This is a genomic window from Mycobacterium scrofulaceum (assembly GCF_002086735.1).
GTDB lineage: Bacteria > Actinomycetota > Actinomycetes > Mycobacteriales > Mycobacteriaceae > Mycobacterium > Mycobacterium scrofulaceum.
The window spans coordinates 53,126-73,053 of sequence record NZ_MVIJ01000031.1 but is presented as its reverse complement, the minus strand read 5'-3'; the positions used below and the strand labels follow the sequence as shown (position 1 = coordinate 73,053).

Below are 19,928 nucleotides of genomic sequence, written 5' to 3'. Positions count from 1 at the left end.
GCGAACTCCGCGACGAACTCGTCGCCGGCGTGCGCGTCGATCGCGCGCGTGCACGATCCCGGCAGCACCAGGTCGCCCTTGCGTAACCGCACCCCGAAGGCCTCCACCTTGCGGGCCAGCCACGCCACCGCGGTGACCGGGTTGCCCAGCACCGCGTCGGTGCGCCCCGTCGCGACGACCGCACCGTTGCAGCGCAGCACCGCATCGATGCCCTTGACGTCGATATCGCTCGGGGACACACGCGCCTGGCCCAACACGAACCCCGCCGAGGAGGCGTTATCGGCGATCGTGTCGCACAACTCGATCTTCCAGTCGGTGATCCGGGTGTCGATCAACTCGATCGAGGGCACCAACGCCTCGGTCGCCGCCAACACATCCTCCTCGGTGCACCCGGCCCCCGGCAGGTCCGCATCCAGCAGGAAACCCACCTCCACCTCCACCCGCGGCCACAGGTACCGGCTCGCCTTGACCGGGATGTCCTCGAACAACTGCATCTCGTCCAGCAAATGCCCGTAGTCCGGCTCGTCGACCCCCATCATCTGCTGGATCGCCTTCGACGACAGCCCCACCTTGTGCCCCAGCACCCGCGCCCCCTCGGCGACCCGCTGACGGATGTTGATCAGCTGAATCTCATACGCGTCGACGACATCGATCTCCGGATGGGCGGAAGTGAGCGGCGCGATCGGCTCGCGGCTCCGCTCAGCCTCCGCCAAGTCGGCAGCAAGCTCGTCTCGCGTCGCAACACTGAGCATCTGCAGAAGTCCCCTCGTTCGTGTGACCGGCCCAGTAGCGCCCGGCCCGGGCAATTCTATAACGTGTTCTACATGACAGCACAGGAGCTCGACGTCGTCGTGGTGGGGAGCGGCGGAGCCGGCATGGTGGCTGCCCTTACTGCCGCTCACCGGGGCCTTTCCACAGTAGTCATCGAGAAGGCCGCGCACTATGGCGGCTCGACGGCCCGCTCGGGTGGTGGCGTCTGGATACCGAACAACGAGATCCTCAAGCGTGACGGTGTCCGGGACGACCCCGGGGCGGCCAGGACGTACCTGCACGGGATCATCGGCAACATCGTCGAGCCGGAACGCATCGACACCTACCTCGACCGCGGACCCGAGATGCTGTCGTTCGTGCTCAAGCACACCCCGCTCAAAATGTGCTGGGTTCCGCGCTACTCCGACTACTACCCGGAGGCGCCGGGCGGCCGCGCCGAGGGCCGCTCGATCGAGCCCAAGCCGTTCGACGCGCGCAAGCTGGGTGCCGACATGCCCGGCCTGGAGCCGGCTTACGGCAAGGTGCCGCTCAACGTGGTTGTGATGCAACAGGACTACGTGCGGCTGAACCAGCTCAAGCGACACCCGCGGGGCGTGCTGCGCAGCCTGAAGGTCGGCGCCCGCACCATGTGGGCGAAGGCGACCGGCAAGAACCTCGTCGGCATGGGCCGGGCGTTGATCGGTCCGCTGCGGATCGGGCTGCAGCAGGCCGGAGTCCCGGTGTTGCTCAACACCGCGCTGACCGACCTGTACGTCGAGGACGGCGTGGTGCGCGGCGTCTACGTGCGCGACACGAACGCCTCGGAGTCGTCCGAGCCGCGGCTGATCCGGGCGCGACGCGGGGTGATCCTCGCCTCCGGCGGCTTCGAACACAACGAACAGATGCGGGTGAAGTATCAGCGCGCGCCGATCACCACCGAGTGGACCGTCGGCGCCAAGGCCAACACCGGCGACGGGATCGTGGCCGCCGAGAAGCTGGGTGCCGCATTGGAACTGATGGAAGACGCCTGGTGGGGTCCGACCGTGCCGCTGGTGGGTGCACCCTGGTTCGCGTTGTCGGAACGCAATTCCCCGGGATCGATCATCGTCAACATGTCGGGCAAGCGGTTCATGAACGAGTCGATGCCCTACGTCGAGGCCTGCCACCACATGTACGGCGGCGAGTTCGGCCAGGGGCCAGGACCGGGCGAGAACATTCCGGCGTGGCTGGTGTTCGACCAGCAATACCGCGACCGCTACATCTTCGCGGGATTGCAGCCGGGACAACGCATTCCGCGAAAATGGCTGGAGTCGGGGGTCATCATCTCCGCCGACACGCTCGAGGAGCTGGCCCAGAAAGCCGGCCTCCCGGTTGCGGACTTCGCCGCGACGGTGGCACGCTTCAACGGCTTTGCCCGGTCGGGCGTCGACGAGGACTACCACCGCGGCGAGAGCGCATACGATCGCTACTACGGTGACCCGACCAACAAGCCGAATCCCAATCTCGGCGAGCTCACGCATGCGCCGTACTACGCGGCCAAGATGGTGCCCGGCGACCTGGGCACGAAGGGCGGCATCCGCACCGACGTGCACGGCCGGGCGCTGCGGGACGACGGCACGATCATCGAAGGCCTCTACGCCGCGGGCAATGTCAGCGCCCCGGTGATGGGCCACACCTATCCGGGCCCGGGCGGCACGATCGGTCCGGCGATGACCTTCGGTTACCTTGCCGCGCTGAACCTTGCGGGGGAACGCTGACATGCCCATTGATGTAGACGTCGCGCTGGCCGCCGAGCTGGACCCCATCGAATTCGCTTGGACGAGCAGCGATGTGCAGCTCTACCACTTGGCGTTGGGGGCGGGCAAGGATCCGATGGACCCGCGAGAACTGCGCTACCTGGTCGATGACACACCGCAGGTGCTGCCGACGTTCGGCAACGTGGCGGCCTCCTTCCACATGACCAAGCCGCCGACGGTGCAGTTCCCCGGCATCGACATCGAGCTGGGCAAGGTGCTGCACGCCAGCGAGCGGGTTGAGGTGCCGGGGCCGTTGCCGCCGTCGGGGTCCGCTCGCGCCGTCACCAGGTTCACCGACATCTGGGACAAGGGCAAGGCCGCGGTGATCTGGAGCGAGACGACGGTGAGCGCGCCTGACGGCACGCTGCTGTGGACCCAGCGGCGGTCCATCTTCGCCCGCGGCGAAGGCGGTTTCGGTGGCGAGCGCGGGCCCTCGACGTCGGACGCGGCGCCGGACCGCGCGCCGGATGTGGAGGTCGAGGTGCCGATCCTGCCGCAGCAGGCGCTGCTGTACCGGCTCTGCGGGGACCGCAATCCGCTGCACTCCGATCCGGAATTCGCCGCGGCTGCGGGCTTTTCACAGCCGATCCTGCACGGCCTGTGCACGTACGGCATGACCTGCAAGGCCATCGTCGACACGCTGCTGGACGGCGATGCCGGCGCGGTGGCCGCCTACGGCGCGCGTTTCGCCGGGGTGGCGTTCCCCGGCGAAACGCTCAATGTCGGTATCTGGAAGGAAGGCGGGCGGTTGCTGGCCAGCGTTGTCGCGCCTTCGCGCGACAACGCGGTGGTGCTGAGCGGCGTCGAGCTGGTCCCCGCCTAATTCTGCGCCGAGCGCCCGGCTAGGCGGGGCTTCGTAGCGGAGGGCCCGGCTAGCCGGGCACTCGACATGCACGCGCAGCGCGGACCCTGTGAGCGATGTCCTTGGGCCGGTCACCGGCGATCACCCTCACCACGATCCAACCCAGACGCTCGAGCTTCTCCAATCGCCGGACGTCCCAGCTGTATTGACGGCGATCGTTGCGGTGTTGCTCACCGTCGTACTCCACAGCGACTTTGATTTCCTCCCATCCCATATCCAGATACGCGAACACGCTGCCGAACTCGTCGAACACCGGAATCTGTGTCTGGGGCCGCGGCAGTCCGGCCTCGACCAGGACGACGCGGAGCCATGACTCTTTCGGCGACTGCGCGCCGGCATCGAACAGTTCGGCGGCTCGACGTGCCCGCGCGATGCCGCGGCGACCGGCATACTTGCGGGTCAGCAGCTCGACATCAACCGCCTTGATTTCCGTCGCCGCGGCCAACGCGTCAATACCCGCCACGGCGGTCATCGTCGGGTACCAGCAGCCGAGGTCCAGTGCCGTCCTGGTCGGCGACGTAAGGGCGAGGCCGCCGCTGATTTCGATTTCATCAGGCGCGACCGTGTCCCTATGGAGCTGTATGCCTGGCGACCGATGGTGGTTGGTGTGAATCAGTTCCACGATCCTGCCGTCGTCCACCCATCTGCTTCCGTGCAAGGCTGCCGCTGAGAACCCCGCCACAATGCCTCGGCGGCCGGTCCACAACCACGCGGCCTTGGCGCGCACCGCAGCGGTGAGCGCGGCATCTCGATCGATGTAAACGCCTCGAAAAAGGCGGGCGTATCGGGTTTCCAATTGGCTCTTGGTCACTAGTCCACAGGCGACGGCTTCGCTCCCGACAAATGGCTCACCCATCGCCGCAGGGTCGCACGCGTGACCATCGGCGTCACTTCAGCCGCCCAGCGCCCGTCCAGCCGAACGTTGAGCGCCGAACGCCCGGCTAGCGGGGCACTCGGCGCGAGAGGGGCTAAACCTAGCCCAGGATCAAGCCCGACGTGGGCACGCCGGTGCCCGCGGTGACGAGGACGTGCTCGACATCGGGGACGGGGTTCACCGAAGTCCCCCGCAATTGCCGCACGCCCTCGGCGATGCCGTTCATGCCGTGGATGTAGGCCTCACCGAGTTGACCGCCATGCGTGTTGATGGGAAGCCGGCCGCCCACCTCGATCGCCCCGTCGGCGATGAAGTCCTTGGCTTCGCCCTTGCCGCAGAACCCCAACTCCTCCAACTGAATCAGCGTGAAGGGGGTGAAGTGGTCGTAGAGGATGGCGGTCTGAATGTCCGACGGCTTGAGACCGGATTGGCCCCACAGCTGCTGACCCACCACGCCCATCTCGGGCAGCCCCAGTTCCGGTCGGTAGTAGCTGACCATCGTGTACTGATCGGGGCTCGAGCCCTGCGACGCCGCCTCGATGACCGCCGGCCGCTGCTTGAGATCCCGCGCGCGCTCGGGCGAGGTCACCACGATCGCGACCGCGCCGTCGGTCTCCTGGCAGCAGTCGAGCAGCCGCAGGGGCTCGGCGATCCACCGCGAGTTCTGGTGGTCTTCGATGGTGATCGGCTTCTCGTAGAAGTACGCCTTGGGATTCTTGGCCGCGTGCTTGCGGTCTGCGACCGAGATGACGCCGAAGTCGCGGCTGGTCGCACCCGACAGATGCATGTAGCGCTGCGCGATCATCGCGACCTGTGCGGCCGGCGTCGAAAGTCCGTGCGGGTACGAGAAGGAATTGTCCGCCGCCGTCGAATCGGCTTGGGCGCGCGCGTCCCCCGCCAGCCGTGTCTGCACCTGACCGAAGCGCATGCCGGACCGCTCGTTGAACGCCCGGTACGCGACCACCACGTCGGCCACGCCGGTGGCGACGGCCATCGCCGCCTGCTGAACGGTCGCGCAGGCGGCGCCACCGCCGTAACCGATCTGCGAGAAGAACTTCAGATCGCCGATGCCCACCGCACGCGCGACCGCGGTCTCGTTGTTGGTGTCCATCGTGAACGTGGTCAGCCCGTCGACGTCCGACGGCGACAGGCCGGCGTCGTCCAACGCATCCAGGACGGCCTCGGCCGCCAACCGCAGTTCGCTTCGACCGGAGTCCTTCGAGAAGTCGGTCGCGCCGATGCCGACGATCGCAGCTTTACCCGAGAGCATCAGGCGTCCCCCATTGTCAGCGTCACGGTGGCAATGACATGGTCACCAAGGCTGTTGCGGCCGAACACTTTAACCGTGATCAGGCCGTCGTCCACGGCGGTCACCTCGCCGGAGAAGGTCACCGTGTCGTAGGCGTACCACGGCACGCCCAGCCGCAGCCCGATGGACTTGATCAGCGCCGACGGACCCGCCCAATCGGTGACATAGCGCTGCACCAGCCCGGTGTCGGTCAGGATGTTGACGAAGATGTCCTTGGAACCCTTGGCCTGGGCCAAATCCCGGTCGTGGTGCACGTCCTGGAAGTCCCGGGTGGCCAGGGCCGTCGAGATGATGAACGTCGGGTCGCCGTGCAGCTTGAGCTCGGGCAGGACAGTGCCGACTTCGATGGCCGGTGCGCTCATGCCTCGGGCTCCCATGCGTACAGGGTCCACTCCGGGCCGCTGTCACCCGCCGGAAAGTCGATATAGGTTGCGCGCACGGGCAGTCCGATCTTCACCTTGGCCGGGTCCGCACCGCGCAGCTCGCCCAGCATCCGCACGCCCTCGTCGAGCTCCACCAACGCGATCACGAACGGCAGGGTTCGGCCGGGCACCTTCGGCGCATGGTGCACGACGAAACTGAACACCGTGCCCTTGCCGCTGGCCACCACGTAGTCGATCGGGGCGGCCTTGTCCTGCCATACGGCGGGCACCGGCGGATGCTGCAGCCTGCCGTCGGGCCGCCGCTGAATCCTCAGCTCGTGCGCCTTGACACCGTCCCAGAAGAATGCGGTGTCGCGCGACGACGCCGGGCGCATCATGGCGTCGGGATCCAGGTCCGCCGGCACCGCGGATGCCGGCTCGGAAGACTCGCGGGGCTTGAATTTCAGGATGCGCCAGTTCATCTCGGCGACGTCCTCGTCACCGACCCGCCAGATGATGTGCTGGTTGATGAAGTAGCCCTCACCCAGGCCGGTCTGCTTGGGGCCGATCACGTCGCCCATCTCCGAGGTGATGCTGACGTGCTCGCCGGGCTGCAGGTAGCGGTGATAGGTCTGCTCGCAGTTGGTGGCGACCACACCGATGTAGCCGGCGTCGTCGAACAGCTGCATGATGGGGCCCATCGGATCGTCCTTCGGGCGCTCCCCGCCCAGGCCGAACATGGTCCATACCTGAATCATGGCCGGCGGGGCCACGATTCCGGGGTGCCCGACGGCGCGGGCGGCCGCCTCGTCGACGTAGATGGGGTTGCCGTCGCCGATGGCCTCCACCCAGTTGTTGATCATCGGCTGGTTCACCGGGTCGCGGCCGGCGCGCGGCTTCGGGCCGCCGGCCGCCTTGATCTCGGCGACGGCCTCGTGGATGTCGGTCACCGGGGGACCCTCGGCACTTTGAGTCCGGCCGCCGCGATCATTTCCCGCATGACTTCGTTCACGCCTCCACCGAAGGTGATCACCAGGTTCCGCTTGGTTTGCGAGTCCAGCCAGTTCAGCAGGTCGGCGGTGTCCGGCTCGGCCGGGTTGCCGTACTTGCCGACGATCTCTTCGGCCAGGCGGCCGATGTACTGGATCCGCTCGGTGCCAAACACTTTCGTCGACGCGGCGTCGGCCATGTTGATGTCCTCGCCCGCGGCGGCCACCTGCCAGTTCAGCAGCTCGTTGATCCGCCACATCGCGTGGATCTCGCCGAGCGCCCGCTTGACGTCGGGATGGTCGATCGGCGTGACCCCGTCGGCACCCGGCTTGGACGCCCAGGCGCGCACGCGGTCGTAGATGCCGGCGGTGCGGCCCGCGGGGCCCAGCATCACCCGTTCGTTGTTCAGCTGGGTGGTGATCAGCTTCCACCCGCCGTTCTCCTCGCCGACCAGCATGTCGGCGGGCACCCGAACGTCGTTGTAGTAGGTGGCGTTGGTGTGGTGGGCGCCGTCGGACAGGATGACCGGCGTCCAGGAGAAACCCGGGTCCTTGGTGTCGACGATCAGGATCGAAATGCCCTTGTGCTTCACCGCTTCGGGGTCCGTGCGGCAGGCCAGCCAGATGTAGTCCGCGTCGTGACCGCCGGTCGTCCACATCTTTTGGCCGTTGACGATGTACTCGTCGCCGTGCCGCACGGCGGTGGTCCGCAGCGAGGCCAGGTCCGTCCCCGCCTCGGGCTCGCTGTACCCGATCGCGAAGTGCACCTCGCCGGCCAGGATCGCCGGCAGGAACTTCTTCTTCTGCGCCTCGGTGCCGAACTGTTGCAGGGTCGGGCCGACGGTCTGCAATGTCACCGCGGGCAGCGGAACGTCGGCCCGGTGCGCCTCGTTGACGAAGATCGACTGCTCGATCGGGCCGAAGCCCAAGCCGCCGAACTCCTTTGGCCAGCCGACGCCGAGCTTTCGGTCCTGGCCCATCCGCCGGATCACCGCCCGGTAGGCCTCGTTGTGCCGGTCCTGCTCCATCGCCTTCATCTCGTCGGACGAGATCAGGTTCGAAAAGTATTCCCGCAGTTCGGCTTGCAGCTGGCGCTGCTCCGGGGTCAGGTCTATGAACATTGCGCTCCCACCAGGTCGAGACGATGAGAAGGCCCGCCCAGCAGGCGGGTCAGGTCTTTGATCGTGGAGTAGTACCGGTGCATCGGGTAGGTGATGTCCATGCCCATGCCGCCGTGCAGGTGGTGGCACGTCTGCATCACCGGCGGCGCCTGCGAGGCGATCCAGTACCCGAGGACATCGAGGTCGTCGTCCGCGTCCCGCCCTTCGGACAACCGCCAGACGACCGACTTGGCCGCCAAATCGATGGTGCGCGAGGCGATATAGACCTCGGCGAGCTGAGCGGCCACGGTCTGAAACGTCGACAGCGGCTTGCCGAACTGCTTGCGGTTGGCCACGTAGTCCGCGGTGAGCCGCAGCGCCCCGGCCACCAGCCCGTCGGCGTACGCGCCGACGGCAGCCAGCGCCAGTTGGTTCACCCGCGGCGGCGTCGCGCCGGCCAGCACGTCGGAGTCTCCGACGGCGACGTCGGCGAACGTCACCGTGTATTCGTCGGAACCGTTCGATGTCGGGGTGTGGGCCAGCTGCACGCCGTCGGCCTTCGGCGACACCACCACCACCGCGCTGTCGGCGGTGACGACGATCCACTCCGCCGACGCGGCATAGGGCACAGCGACTTTCGTCCCGGACAACCGTCCGTCGGCGAAGGTGGTCGACGGGCGGTCGGGCAGCGCGGTGCCGGGCTCGTTGAGCGCGGCCGTCAACACGCCGCCCTTGGGCACGCCGGCCAAGAACCGGTCCTGCTGTTCCTCGGACGCCAGGTCCAGCAGCGGCACCACGCCGAAGCCGAGGGTGGCCAGTGCGGGCGTGATGGCGCCGTGGCGCCCGACCTCGGTCAGCACCGTCGCGACCTCGGGCAGGCCCACGCCGTCCCCACGGAGCCGTTCGGGCACCGGCAGCGCCGGCACGCCGCCGCTGACCAACGCGTCCCAGATTGGACCCAATTGGCCCGAGTCCTCCGCGGTCCGGTCACCGGCCCGCATCGTCGCCGGGCCGAGATCCCGGTTCAGAACGGACGTCACCACGTCGGCGACGGCCTGTTGCGTCGCAGTGAGATTGAAGTCCATCAGGACGTCACCGCGTTGCGCCGGTGTAGTCGACCTGCCAGTGCTTGATCCCGTTCAGCCAGCCCGACCGCAGTCGCTCGGGCTCGCCGATCGGCTTGAGGTCCGGCATGTGGTCGGCGACGGCGTTGAAGATCAGGTTGATGGTCATCCGGGCCAGGTTCGCGCCGATGCAGTAGTGCGCGCCGGTCCCGCCGAAACCGACGTGGGGATTCGGGTCGCGCAGGATGTTGAAGGCGTGCGGGTCGTCGAAGACCTCGTCGTCGAAGTTGGCCGACCGGTAGGACATCACCACGCGCTGGCCCTTCTTGATCTGCACGCCGGACAACTCGGTGTCCTCGTTGGCGGTGCGCTGGAAGGCCGATACGGGAGTCGCCCACCGGATGATCTCGTCCGCGGCGGTCGACGGGCGCTCCCGCTTGAACAGCTCCCATTGGTCGGGGTTGTCGGCCATCGCGATCATCCCGTGCGTGATCGAGTTGCGCGTGGTCTCGTTGCCGGCCACCGCGAGCATGACGACGAAGAAACCGAACTCGTCGTCGGAGAGCTTCTCCCCGTCGATGTCGGCCTGGACGAGCGTGGTGACGATGTCGTCGGTGGGGTTCTTGCCCCGCTCCTCGGCCATGGCCATCGCGTACGTGATCAGCTCCATCGACGACTGCGCGGGATCGACGGTGGCGTACTCGGGGTCGGTGCCGCCGGTCATCTCGTTGGACCAGCGGAAGAGCTTGTCGCGATCCTCCTGGGGCACGCCGAGCAGGCCCGCGATCGCCTGCAGCGGCAACTCACACGAGACCTGTTCGACGAAGTCGCCGCTGCCCTCGCTCGCCGCGGTCTTGGCGATGTTCTGGGCGCGCTGGGCCAGTTCGGCCTCCAGCCGCCCGATGGCCCGCGGGGTGAATCCGCGGGAGATGATCTTGCGCAGCCGGGTGTGGTGCGGCGCGTCCATGTTGAGCATGACGCTGCGCTGCAGTTCGACCTGTTCGCGCTTCATCTCCGGCGGCCACGTCGGGATGGCGCCGTTCATCCAGCTCGAGAAGATGTCGCTGCGCTTCGAGACTTCCTTGACGTCGGCGTGCTTGGTGACGAGCCAGTAGCCGTGGTCCTCGAACCCGCCCGAGCCGTTGGGAATGTCGACCCAGTGGATCGGCTCCGCCTTGCGCAGCAAGGCGAGTTCCTCGACGGGCAACCCCGCGAGGTTGACGTCAGGGTCAAGAAAGTCGAAGTCGGCGGGAATGTTGGGGGGTGCCATGATGTGTGCGCTCCTCAATTGCAACGTGTTCTAGTGCCAGTAAAACACGGCTCCTGCGCAGATAAAAGGCAGGTCACCATCCTCGCTTGTCAGAGTAATGAAACGTGTTCTAGCCTGACGGAATGGGTAACCCGGTAATCGTCGAAGCCACCCGCAGCCCGATCGGCAAACGCAACGGGTGGCTGTCAGGACTGCACGCCACCGAGCTGCTTGGTGCGGTGCAGAAGGCTCTGGTGGAGAAGGCCGGCATCGACGCCGGCGACGTCGAACAGGTCATCGGCGGCTGCGTGACACAGTTCGGCGAGCAGTCCAACAACATCAGCCGGGTTAGCTGGCTGGTCGCCGGCCTGCCCGAGCACGTCGGCGCGATGACCGTCGACTGCCAGTGCGGCAGCGGGCAGCAGGCCAACGGCCTGGTCGCCGGTTTGATCGCGGCGGGCGCCATCGACATCGGCATCGCGTGCGGCATCGAGGCGATGAGCCGCGTCGGCCTGGGCGCCAACGCCGGCCCCGACCGCAGCATCCTGCGGCCCGCGTCGTGGGACATCGACCTGCCCGACCAGTTCACCGCGGCCGAGCGGATCGCCAAGCGGCGGGGCATCACCCGCGAGGACATCGACGAGTTCGGCTACCAATCGCAGGCGAAGGCCAAGCAGGCCTGGGAAGAAGGTCGTTTCGACCGCGAGATCTCCCCGATCGAGGCGCCGGCGCTGGACGAGAACAAGCAACCGACGTCGGAACGGGTCACCATCTCCCGCGACCAGGGCCTGCGCGACACCACGCTGTCGGGACTCAGCTCGCTGAAGCCGGTCATCGAGGGCGGGATCCACACGGCGGGAACGTCGTCGCAGATTTCCGACGGGGCCGCGGCCGTGCTGTGGATGGACGAAGACAAGGCCAAGGCTCTCGGGCTGCGGCCGCGTGCCCGCATCGTCAGCCAGGCGCTCGTCGGCGCCGAGCCCTACTACCACCTGGACGGCCCTGTGCAGTCGACGGCCAAGGTGCTGGAGAAGGCCGGCATGAAGATGGGCGACATCGACATCACCGAGATCAACGAGGCGTTCGCGTCGGTCGTGCTGTCCTGGGCGCGCGTCCACAACCCCGACATGGACAAGGTCAACGTGAACGGTGGGGCCATCGCGCTGGGCCACCCGGTGGGCAGCACCGGCAGCCGGCTGATCACCACGGCGCTGCACGAGCTGGAGCGCACCGACCAGACCACCGCGCTCATCACCATGTGCGCGGGCGGTGCGCTCTCGACCGGCACCATCATCGAGCGCATCTAGCACTTGATCGTCTCGGAGGAGAGCCGTATCGCCGCGGCGCAGTCCTACATCGACGCGCTGGTCAGCCACGACGGCGATTCCGTGCCCTTCGCTGCCGGCTGCACCCGCATCGAGCAGGGGATCAAGAACGGGTTCTCGGGTAATCACTTGCGGCGCAGCCTTAATCGTGGGGCTCAGTACCGCGTGATCGCGGGCGCGACGCCGCCGGACTACCGGGTGGACGGCGACCGGGTGCATGCGGCGTATGCCGTGCTGACCAAGGCGGCGTGGGGCGGTCGGCGGTTGGCCGCACGGGTCGACGAGACGTTCGTGATTCCTGCCGAAAACCCAAGCGGCAGAGCAGAGATCCACCACATCCAGGTTCGCTTCCGACCGTTCATCCAGCGTTAAGGAAACCTCATGCCCAAACCCAAGCCACGCTCGTTGAACGCACCCTGGGTCGGCTTCATCATCAAATGGATGGCAAAGGGCAACACGTGGATCTACCGGCTGAGCAACGGGAGGTTCGGCGGCACCTTCCAGAACGCTCCCGTCGCGCTGCTCACCACGACGGGCCGCAAGACCGGTGAGCCGCGGGTGAGCCCGCTGCTCTACCTGCGTGAAGGGAACCGGGTGGTATTGGTCGCATCGAAGGGCGGCAGCGACAAGCACCCGCTGTGGTACCTCAATCTGAAGGCCAATCCCAAAGTGTCCGTGCAGATCAAGGACGAGGTGCTGCAACTGCAGGCCCGCGATGCCACCGAGGCTGAGCGCGCGGAGTACTGGCCGAAGCTCGACGCCATGTACCCGTCGTTCGACGACTACCGGTCTTGGACGGATCGCGTCATCCCCGTCGTGATCTGCGACCCGTAACGCCAGACACGTGATTCACGGGTTCCGCAACCCACGTTCTCTCGTCTTACCAGACGAAATACTTTGCGCGCGCTCATATGTATTCCGCGGTACGGGCGGCCGGTTGGGCGCCCGGTTGGTTTGCCTCCGTGACGTCGACGAAGTGAGGTGGCTACGCTTTCGATGTAGCTTTCCGTCCGGGTAGCCGGCAGGGCGCCGCTGAGCTCAGCGGTATTTGTCCGCTGCATTGACGATCGTCGCCCCGGCCCCCGCCGCTCCCGGCTGTTTCATGTATTCCACCGTGCCGACCGTCGTCGATGCCAGGCCAATGTAAGTCGCCTCGTTCTGAGGTCGTCGATCCTTGGGAACGGCATGGATTTGACGGGCACTGTTAGCTGCGGATCGGCCGAACTTGTAGGGAAACTCCTTATTGGTCCGGCCAACCTGGCGGCCATAGGCTGGACAAAGTCTGACGCGGACGAACCTGCGCCACACACATTTCGGAAGGCACTGCCGTGGCTAAACAAATGACGAAACGTTTCGGGGTCCTGGTCGCCACGGCCTGTCTGTTCGGAATCGCCGATGCCACACCGTCGATGGTGCCAACCGCCAGCGCCGACACGCTGCCGAATGGATACAGCGTGACCTGTACGCCCAACGGTCCGCACGAACCGACCTGCATCGTTTCCGGGTGCCCGCGCGTGCACGGAGATGAGGCTGGGGATGTGATCCATCTCAACGGCCTGGGTTATTTCATGCAACCCGAGCTCAGCAAGGGGTGCGACAACACCGCGTCCTTTACTATCCCTGCAAGTACGAAGCCGCAAACCTTCTCGATCCAGGGCTGCCGCAAACACTTCCCGGGTACGGATGATTGCGGCGCCTGGTCGGACTATACGTATGTGCCGCCTGCGGCGGCGGCACCGCCCGCACCCGCGCCCGCGCCGGCGCCCGTGCGATGCACCGGTGGACCGGACGCGGGAAAGACTCTTCCTCCCGGCTCGAATTGCGCCGCAGCGCCGGCTCCGGCAGCGCCGGTGAAATGCCCGGCCGGTTCGGTGACGGACACCGTCCCAGCCGGCCAGCAGTGCGGCGCGCCGACGAACGCCGTCGCGGTGAACATCTCACGGAATGGACTCAATGCCCGCGTGGCTATCACCAACAATTCCAGTCTGCCCGCCAAATGCAGCTACACCGCCACGAAATCCGGTGGATTCGGGCCGCAAGAGGTCGATAGAAGCATCGACGTCGCTGCGAACAGCACCGGTGCGATTACTGACATGTTGTGGCCCCCCCCTGGGCACCAGCTATGAGACAACGGTGAAGTGCACGGTCAACTACAACAACAAGCAGACCTCCATCGGTCAGTCCAGCGAGAAAGTTAGCGGCTGACGACCGATCGCGGTAGCCGCGAGGTCGCTGATGATCGGCCGGAGCAGGGGTGTGGTTTGTGGTTGGCCTAGTGCCGAAACGCTTATGGGCTAAGGGGCCAGCGCCAGCCTCGACCGACGACGAGTCGATCGTGTTGGACTTCATTCGGCACGGCGAGTCCGGCGACATCACGGCGATCAACGCCATGATTCCCGGGCAGCCCCTCACCGACACGGGTGAGATCCAGGCGTCCGATTTGGCGCTGGTGCTGAAATACATCGGCATCGAAGAGATTTGGGCGTCGACGATATCCAGTCGCAGGAAACCGCGGCGCAGTCTTCGCCGACCTCGTCACCGCGCTTGCGGGGCTCGCCCTAAGCGCCGTAGACAGGCACCGGCGGGCGCGCCTTGGCCAGCAGGTCGGTGACGACGGGCCCCAGTTCCGCGGGGTCCCACCTGGCACCCTTGTCGATCTGCGGCCCGTGCGCCCAGCCCTCGGCGACCCGGATCTTGCCGCCCTCGACCTCGAACACCTTTCCGGTGACGTCGCGCGATTCGGCGCTGCCCAGCCACACCACCAACGGCGACACGTTCTCCGGCGCCATGGCGTCGAAATCCTGGTCCTGCGTTGCCATCATGTCGGCGAAGACGGTCTCGGTCATGCGCGTGCGGGCCGACGGCGCGATGGCGTTGACCGTGACGCCGTAGCGGCCCATCTCGGCGGCGCCGACCAGCGTCATCGCCGCGATCCCGGCCTTGGCGGCGCTGTAGTTGCCCTGCCCGACGCTGCCCTGCAGGCCGGCGCCCGAACTGGTGTTGATGATCCGCGCGTCGACGGTCTTGCCCTCTTTGGACAGACCGCGCCAGTACGACGCGGCGTGCCGCATCGTGGCGAAATGACCCTTGAGGTGCACGGCGATGACGGCGTCGAACTCCTCCTCGCTGGTGTTGGCCATCATCCTGTCGCGGACGATGCCGGCGTTGTTCACCAATACGTCGAGGCCGCCGAAGGTGTCGACGGCGGTCCGGATCAGGCCGGCGGCTTCGTTCCAGTCGGCGATGTTGGATCCGTTGGCGACGGCTTCCCCACCGGCCGCGGTGATTTCGTCCACCACGCCCTGGGCGGCGCTGCCCCCGCCGGCCGGTGAACCGTCCAGGCCCACCCCGATGTCGTTGACCACCACGCGCGCCCCTTCGGCCGCGAAGGCCAGCGCATGCGCGCGACCGATACCGCCGCCCGCTCCGGTGACGATGACGACGCGGCCGTCAACCACTCCCATTGTTCGTTTCTCCTCTACTTGATCGCGCTGGCGTTGGTGGTGGCCAGGTAGTGCGGCGGCTCGCCGCCGCCGTGCACCTCCAGCGATGCGCCGCTGATGTAGGACGCCGCTTCCGACGCCAAAAAGGCCGCGGCCCAACCGACGTCCTCCGGCTTGGCCAGCCGGCCCAGCGGCACGTTCTTCGATATCGCCGCGATGGACTCGGCGTCGCCATAGAAAAGTTCGGACTGCTCGGTCTCCACCATGCCGACCACGCAGGCGTTCACCCGCACCTTCGGACCCCACTCCACCGCCAGGGTCTGCGTGAGGCTTTCCAGGCCGGCCTTGGCCGCCCCGTACGCGCCGGTGCCCGGGGACGGCCGGCGACCACTGAGGCTGCAGATGTTGATGATCGACCCGCCGCTGTCCCGGGTCTGCATGTGAGCGTTCGCGTATTGCGAGACCGACAGGGCGCCAATCAGGTTCAGCTCGATGATCTTGCGGTTGAACTTCGCGCTGGACTCCGCGGTCAGCACGTACGGCGAACCGCCGGCGTTGTTGACCACGACGTCGAGCCGGCCGTGCTTGTCGACGACGGCGTCGATCAGCGCCTTGACGGCGTCGTCGTCGCGGATGTCGCAGGAGTGGAACTCGTGCGGCAAGCCCTCGACCGCCCTGCGCGCGCAGGTGATCACGGTCGCGCCCTGCCCGGCGAAGACCGCGCTGATCCCCGCGCCCACCCCGCGAACCCCGCCGGTGACCAGAACCACCCGCCCGGCCAGCCCCAAGTTGATGGCGTCGGGTGCTTCGGCGCGAGTCACTGTGCTAGCGTACCAAGCAAGTGCTTGCTTAGGTAGTTACCCCACAAGGAAGTGGCACCTTGCCCATCACATCCACCACCCCCGAGCCGGGCATCGTCGCGGTCACCGTCGACTTTCCCCCGGTCAACGCCATCCCGTCGCGCGGCTGGTTCGAGCTGGCCGACGTGATCACGGCCGCCGGCCACGACCCCGAGACCCACGTCGTCATCCTGCGGGCGGAGGGCCGCGGCTTCAACGCCGGGGTCGACATCAAGGAGATGCAGCGCACCGAGGGATTCACCGCGCTGATCGACGCCAACCGCGGTTGCTTCGCCGCCTTCCGCGCGGTGTATGAGTGCGCGGTACCGGTCGTCGCCGCCGTGAACGGGTTCTGCGTCGGCGGCGGCATCGGGCTGGTCGGCAACTCCGACGTCATCGTCGCCTCCGACGACGCCACCTTCGGGCTGCCCGAGGTGGAGCGCGGCGCCCTGGGCGCGGCCACCCACCTGTCCCGGCTGGTGCCTCAGCACCTGATGCGGCGGCTGTTCTTCACCGCCGCCACCGTGGACGCCGCCACCCTGCACCACTTCGGTTCGGTGCACGAGGTGGTGCCGCGCGACCAACTCGACGAGGCCGCGTTGCGAGTTGCCCGCGACATCGCCGCCAAGGACACCCGCGTCATCCGCGCGGCCAAGGAAGCGCTCAACCTCATCGACGTGCAGCGGGTCAACTCGAGTTACCGCATGGAACAAGGCTTTACGTTCGAACTCAATCTGGCCGGTGTCGCCGACGAGCACCGCGACGCGTTCGCGGGTACGACGAAGGGTGAGAAGTCTTGACCGACAAGCGAACCACCCTCGACGAGGCCGTCGCGCAGCTTCGCAGCGGCATGACGATCGGCATCGGCGGTTGGGGTTCGCGCCGCAAGCCGATGGCGTTCGTGCGAGCCATGCTGCGCACCGACGTCAAGGATTTGACGGTGGTCACCTACGGCGGGCCGGACCTGGGACTGCTGTGCTCGGCCGGCAAGGTCAAGCGGGTCTACTACGGCTTCGTCTCGCTGGACTCCCCGCCGTTTTATGACCCCTGGTTCGCCAAGGCGCGCACCAGCGGCGCGATCGAGGCGCGCGAGATGGACGAGGGCATGCTGCGCTGCGGCCTGCAAGCCGCCGCGCAACGCCTGCCGTTCCTGCCGATCCGGGCCGGGCTGGGCAGTTCGGTGCCCGACTTCTGGGAGGGCGAGCTGCGGACGGTGACCAGCCCCTACCCCGCACCCGGCGGCGGTCACGAAACTCTGGTCGCGATGCCGGCCCTGCGCCTGGACGCCGCCTTCGTGCACCTCAATCTCGGTGACTGCCGGGGCAATGCCGCTTACACCGGGATCGATCCCTACTTCGACGACCTGTTCCTGATGGCCGCCGAGCGGCGCTACCTGTCCGTGGAGCGCGTCGTCTCCACCGAGGAGCTGGTCAAGGCCGTTCCCCCGCAGGCGTTGCTGGTGAACCGGATGATGGTCGACTCCGTGGTGGAGGCGCCGGGCGGCGCCCACTTCACTACGGCCGCGCCGGATTACGGCCGGGACGAGAAGTTTCAGCGGCATTACGCCGAGGCGGCGTCCACCGAAGAGGGCTGGCGGCAGTTCGTCGCGACCTACCTGTCCGGCGGCGAGGACGACTACCAGGCCGCGGTTCGCGCGTTCGCAGAGGAGGCCGCCAAGTGAGCAGCACCCGCGCCGAAGTGTGCGCAGTCGCCTGCGCCGAATTGTTCCGGGACGCGGGCGAAATCATGATCAGCCCGATGACCAACATGGCCTCGGTCGGGGCCCGGCTGGCGCGGTTGACCTTCTCCCCCGACATCGTGCTCACCGACGGCGAGGCGCAGCTGCTGGCCGACACCCCCGCGCTGGGCAAAGCCGGACCCGTCGAGGGCTGGATGCCGTTCGGCCGGGTGTTCGAGACGCTGGCGTGGGGGCGGCGACACGTGGTGATGGGCGCCAACCAGGTTGACCGCTTCGGCAATCAGAACATCTCGGCGTTCGGCCCGCTGCAACGCCCGACCCGGCAGATGTTCGGGCTGCGCGGCGCGCCCGGCAACGCCATCAATCACGCCACCAGCTACTGGGTGGGCAACCACTCGAAGCGGGTGTTCTGCGAGGCCGTCGACGTGGTCTGCGGCATCGGCTGGGACAAGATCGACCCGGACAACCCGGCGTTCCGGTTCGCCAACCCCTACCGGGTCGTCTCCAACCTGGGTGTGTTCGACTTCGGCGGCCCCGACCACACGATGCGCGCGCTGTCGCTGCATCCCGGGGTGGCGCCCGACGACGTCCGCGAGGCCACCTCGTTCGAGGTGCACGGCGTGGACGACGCCGTCGAGACCCGGCTGCCGTCCGACGAGGAACTCCGCCTGATGCGCGAGGTGATCGATCCGAAGTCGTTGCGCGACAGGGAGATACGGTGAAGCTGCGCACGCCGCTGACCGAGCTGGTCGGCGTCGAGCATCCGGTGGTGCAAACCGGGATGGGCTGGGTGGCCGGCGCCCGCCTGGTGGCCGCCACCGCCAACGCGGGCGGGCTGGGCATCCTGGCCTCGGCCACCATGACGCTCGACGAGCTGGCGACGGCCATCGGCAAGGTCAAGGCCGCCACCGACAAGCCGTTCGGCGTGAACATCCGCGCCGACGCCGCGGACGCCGGCGACCGCGTCGACCTGATGATCCGCGAGGGCGTGAAGGTGGCGTCGTTCGCCCTGGCGCCCAAGCAGGAGCTGATCGCGAGGCTGAAAGAGGCTGGCGCCGTGGTCATCCCGTCGATCGGCGCCGCCAAGCACGCGCGCAAGGTCGCGGCCTGGGGCGCCGACGCGATGATCGTGCAGGGCGGCGAGGGCGGCGGCCACACCGGCCCGGTCGCCACGACGCTGCTGCTGCCGTCGGTGCTGGACGCCGTGGCGGGCACCGGCATCCCGGTGATCGCGGCGGGCGGGTTCTTCGACGGGCGCGGGCTCGCGGCCGCGTTGAGCTACGGTGCCGCCGGCGTGGCGATGGGCACGCGCTTCCTGCTGACCTCCGATTCGACCGTGCCCGACTCGGTCAAGCGGCGCTACCTGGACGCGGCGCTGGACGGCACCGTGGTCACCACGCGCGTCGACGGGATGCCGCACCGCGTGCTGCGCACCGGGCTGGTCGAGCGACTGGAAAGCGGATCGCCGGTAAGGGGTCTCACCGCGGCCGTGCGTAATGCGGCGAAGTTCAAGCACATGTCGCAGATGACGTGGCGGTCGATGATCCGCGACGGCATGGCCATGCGCCACGGCAAGGAGCTGACCTGGTCGCAGGTGGTCATGGCGGCCAACACCCCGATGCTGTTGAAGGCCGGGCTGGTCGAGGGCAACACCGAGGCCGGGGTGCTCGCGTCGGGCCAGGTGGCCGGCATCCTGGAGGACCTGCCGTCGTGCGCCGAGCTGATCGATGCGATCGTCCGTGACGCGATCACGCACCTGCGGTCGGCGTCGGCCTTGGTCGAAGGCGACTAAAGACCCTGGCTTCGGCGCGGGCCCGCGGTCATCGTGGAGTCATGAGTGCGCTACTACCCGAAGCGTGGCCGAAGCCGTTGCTCGGCGCGATCCGTGTCTCCAACAGATACCTGCTCAACCCCCTGATGCTGCGCCTGGCCGGGCACAAACACTGGTACGCATCGGTCATTCGCCACACCGGGCGACGGTCGGGCAAGCAATACGCCACGCCGGTCGTCGCCGACCGGACGGCCGACGGGTTCCTCATACCGCTGCCGTACGGCACCGGAGTGGACTGGTTGCAGAACGTCCTCGCCGCGGGACAAGCGAACGTTTCCGCCCAGGGCGAGAGTTACGACGTCGCGCAGCCCGAGGTGATCGACGCCGAGGCGGCCTTGCCGATGCTCTCAGCCGACCGGAAACGCACCTTCGCCCGACTCGGCATCGCGCACTACCTCAGGGTCCGGGACGCTTCGCCGCCGAATTGAGTGCGGCG

General features: G+C 67.5%; 21 protein-coding genes. 11 read left to right on the top strand and 10 right to left on the bottom strand.

Annotated elements, in window-relative coordinates; genetic code table 11:
* Positions 1 to 752: 2-keto-4-pentenoate hydratase (locus BST44_RS19335; protein WP_083178720.1), on the bottom strand; the 752-nt coding region annotated here is incomplete at its 3' end.
* A gap of 72 nt (positions 753 to 824) precedes the next feature.
* Between BST44_RS19335 and kstD the strand changes: the two genes are divergently transcribed.
* Both kstD and chsH3 read left to right on the top strand, forming a co-directional pair.
* Positions 825 to 2,507 (top strand): 3-oxosteroid 1-dehydrogenase, encoded by a 1,683-nt coding sequence (gene kstD, locus BST44_RS19330; protein WP_083178719.1) that lies wholly within the window; start codon positions 825 to 827, stop codon positions 2,505 to 2,507.
* A gap of 1 nt (position 2,508) precedes the next feature.
* Positions 2,509 to 3,369 carry an enoyl-CoA hydratase ChsH3 gene (gene chsH3, locus BST44_RS19325; RefSeq protein WP_083178713.1) on the top strand — a complete coding sequence of 287 codons (861 nt, stop codon included), beginning with the start codon at positions 2,509 to 2,511 and terminating at the stop codon, positions 3,367 to 3,369.
* A 49-nt stretch (positions 3,370 to 3,418) separates the two neighbouring features.
* On the opposite strand, the gene BST44_RS19320 is transcribed toward chsH3, so the two are convergent.
* The 7 genes from BST44_RS19320 to BST44_RS19290 form a co-directional block, all read right to left on the bottom strand.
* Positions 3,419 to 4,264: a DUF559 domain-containing protein gene (locus BST44_RS19320; protein ID WP_083178712.1), complete on the bottom strand. Its 846-nt coding sequence runs from the start codon at positions 4,262 to 4,264 to the stop codon at positions 3,419 to 3,421.
* A gap of 118 nt (positions 4,265 to 4,382) precedes the next feature.
* On the bottom strand, positions 4,383 to 5,552 hold the full coding sequence (gene ltp2 / locus BST44_RS19315; protein WP_083178711.1) for a 17-hydroxy-3-oxo-4-pregnene-20-carboxyl-CoA lyase: 1,170 nt from the start codon (positions 5,550 to 5,552) through the stop codon (positions 4,383 to 4,385).
* On the bottom strand, positions 5,552 to 5,953 hold the full coding sequence (locus BST44_RS19310; RefSeq protein ID WP_083178710.1) for a MaoC family dehydratase: 402 nt from the start codon (positions 5,951 to 5,953) through the stop codon (positions 5,552 to 5,554). The genes ltp2 and BST44_RS19310 overlap by 1 nt, the downstream gene beginning before the upstream one ends.
* Positions 5,950 to 6,903, bottom strand: a complete 954-nt coding sequence (locus BST44_RS19305) for a bifunctional MaoC family dehydratase N-terminal/OB-fold nucleic acid binding domain-containing protein (RefSeq protein ID WP_083178709.1) — start codon at positions 6,901 to 6,903, stop codon at positions 5,950 to 5,952. Before BST44_RS19305 ends, BST44_RS19310 begins: the two co-directional genes overlap by 4 nt.
* The gene (gene fadE29 / locus BST44_RS19300; RefSeq protein WP_083178708.1) at positions 6,900 to 8,063 is read right to left on the bottom strand and encodes an acyl-CoA dehydrogenase FadE29; all 1,164 of its coding nucleotides are present in this window, start codon (positions 8,061 to 8,063) and stop codon (positions 6,900 to 6,902) included. The genes BST44_RS19305 and fadE29 overlap by 4 nt, the downstream gene beginning before the upstream one ends.
* Complete coding sequence (locus BST44_RS19295; protein ID WP_083178707.1) at positions 8,054 to 9,127, bottom strand: acyl-CoA dehydrogenase family protein; 1,074 nt, start codon at positions 9,125 to 9,127, stop codon at positions 8,054 to 8,056. Before BST44_RS19295 ends, fadE29 begins: the two co-directional genes overlap by 10 nt.
* Positions 9,128 to 9,134: 7 nt before the next feature.
* Positions 9,135 to 10,376, bottom strand: coding sequence for a cytochrome P450 (locus tag BST44_RS19290; RefSeq protein ID WP_083178706.1), 1,242 nt, complete (start codon positions 10,374 to 10,376; stop codon positions 9,135 to 9,137).
* 122 nt (positions 10,377 to 10,498) lie between these two features.
* Here BST44_RS19290 and BST44_RS19285 point away from each other — a divergent pair, with 122 nt between their 5' ends.
* The 4 genes from BST44_RS19285 (at position 10,499) to BST44_RS19270 (ending at position 13,806) form a co-directional block, all read left to right on the top strand.
* Entirely contained in the window at positions 10,499 to 11,662 is a 1,164-nt protein-coding gene (locus tag BST44_RS19285; RefSeq protein ID WP_083178705.1) for a steroid 3-ketoacyl-CoA thiolase, read from the top strand.
* Between the two features lie 3 nt (positions 11,663 to 11,665).
* A complete protein-coding gene (locus tag BST44_RS19280) occupies positions 11,666 to 12,052 on the top strand; it encodes a DUF8021 domain-containing protein (protein ID WP_083178704.1) in 387 nt (128 codons plus the stop codon).
* Between the two features lie 9 nt (positions 12,053 to 12,061).
* Positions 12,062 to 12,514, top strand: coding sequence for a nitroreductase family deazaflavin-dependent oxidoreductase (locus tag BST44_RS19275; RefSeq protein ID WP_083178703.1), 453 nt, complete (start codon positions 12,062 to 12,064; stop codon positions 12,512 to 12,514).
* Positions 12,515 to 13,008: 494 nt separating this feature from the next.
* Positions 13,009 to 13,806 carry a hypothetical protein gene (locus tag BST44_RS19270; protein WP_142274575.1) on the top strand — a complete coding sequence of 266 codons (798 nt, stop codon included), beginning with the start codon at positions 13,009 to 13,011 and terminating at the stop codon, positions 13,804 to 13,806.
* Positions 13,807 to 14,238: 432 nt separating this feature from the next.
* Here the strand turns inward: BST44_RS19270 and BST44_RS19265 are convergent, their stop codons facing one another.
* Together BST44_RS19265 and BST44_RS19260 are read right to left on the bottom strand one after the other, a co-directional pair.
* On the bottom strand, positions 14,239 to 15,144 hold the full coding sequence (locus BST44_RS19265) for an SDR family oxidoreductase (protein ID WP_083178701.1): 906 nt from the start codon (positions 15,142 to 15,144) through the stop codon (positions 14,239 to 14,241).
* Between the two features lie 14 nt (positions 15,145 to 15,158).
* On the bottom strand, positions 15,159 to 15,917 hold the full coding sequence (locus BST44_RS19260; RefSeq protein ID WP_083178718.1) for an SDR family oxidoreductase: 759 nt from the start codon (positions 15,915 to 15,917) through the stop codon (positions 15,159 to 15,161).
* An 86-nt stretch (positions 15,918 to 16,003) separates the two neighbouring features.
* On the opposite strand from BST44_RS19260, the gene echA20 reads away from it, so the two are divergent.
* Genes echA20 through BST44_RS19235 form a run of 5 tightly spaced genes read left to right on the top strand, consistent with a single transcriptional unit; the run spans position 16,004 to position 19,920 of the window.
* Positions 16,004 to 16,762 carry a (7aS)-7a-methyl-1,5-dioxo-2,3,5,6,7,7a-hexahydro-1H-indene-carboxyl-CoA hydrolase gene (echA20, locus tag BST44_RS19255; RefSeq protein ID WP_083178700.1) on the top strand — a complete coding sequence of 253 codons (759 nt, stop codon included), beginning with the start codon at positions 16,004 to 16,006 and terminating at the stop codon, positions 16,760 to 16,762.
* Entirely contained in the window at positions 16,759 to 17,643 is an 885-nt protein-coding gene (gene ipdA, locus BST44_RS19250) for a cholesterol ring-cleaving hydrolase subunit IpdA (protein ID WP_083178699.1), read from the top strand. Before echA20 ends, ipdA begins: the two co-directional genes overlap by 4 nt.
* On the top strand, positions 17,640 to 18,383 hold the full coding sequence (gene ipdB, locus BST44_RS19245; RefSeq protein ID WP_083178698.1) for a cholesterol ring-cleaving hydrolase subunit IpdB: 744 nt from the start codon (positions 17,640 to 17,642) through the stop codon (positions 18,381 to 18,383). Before ipdA ends, ipdB begins: the two co-directional genes overlap by 4 nt.
* Entirely contained in the window at positions 18,380 to 19,453 is a 1,074-nt protein-coding gene (gene ipdC, locus BST44_RS19240; RefSeq protein WP_083178697.1) for a (3aS,4S,5R,7aS)-5-hydroxy-7a-methyl-1-oxo-octahydro-1H-indene-4-carboxyl-CoA dehydrogenase, read from the top strand. Before ipdB ends, ipdC begins: the two co-directional genes overlap by 4 nt.
* A 41-nt stretch (positions 19,454 to 19,494) precedes the next feature.
* Complete coding sequence (locus tag BST44_RS19235; RefSeq protein ID WP_083178696.1) at positions 19,495 to 19,920, top strand: PNPOx family protein; 426 nt, start codon at positions 19,495 to 19,497, stop codon at positions 19,918 to 19,920.
* Positions 19,921 to 19,928: the final 8 nt, after the last annotated feature.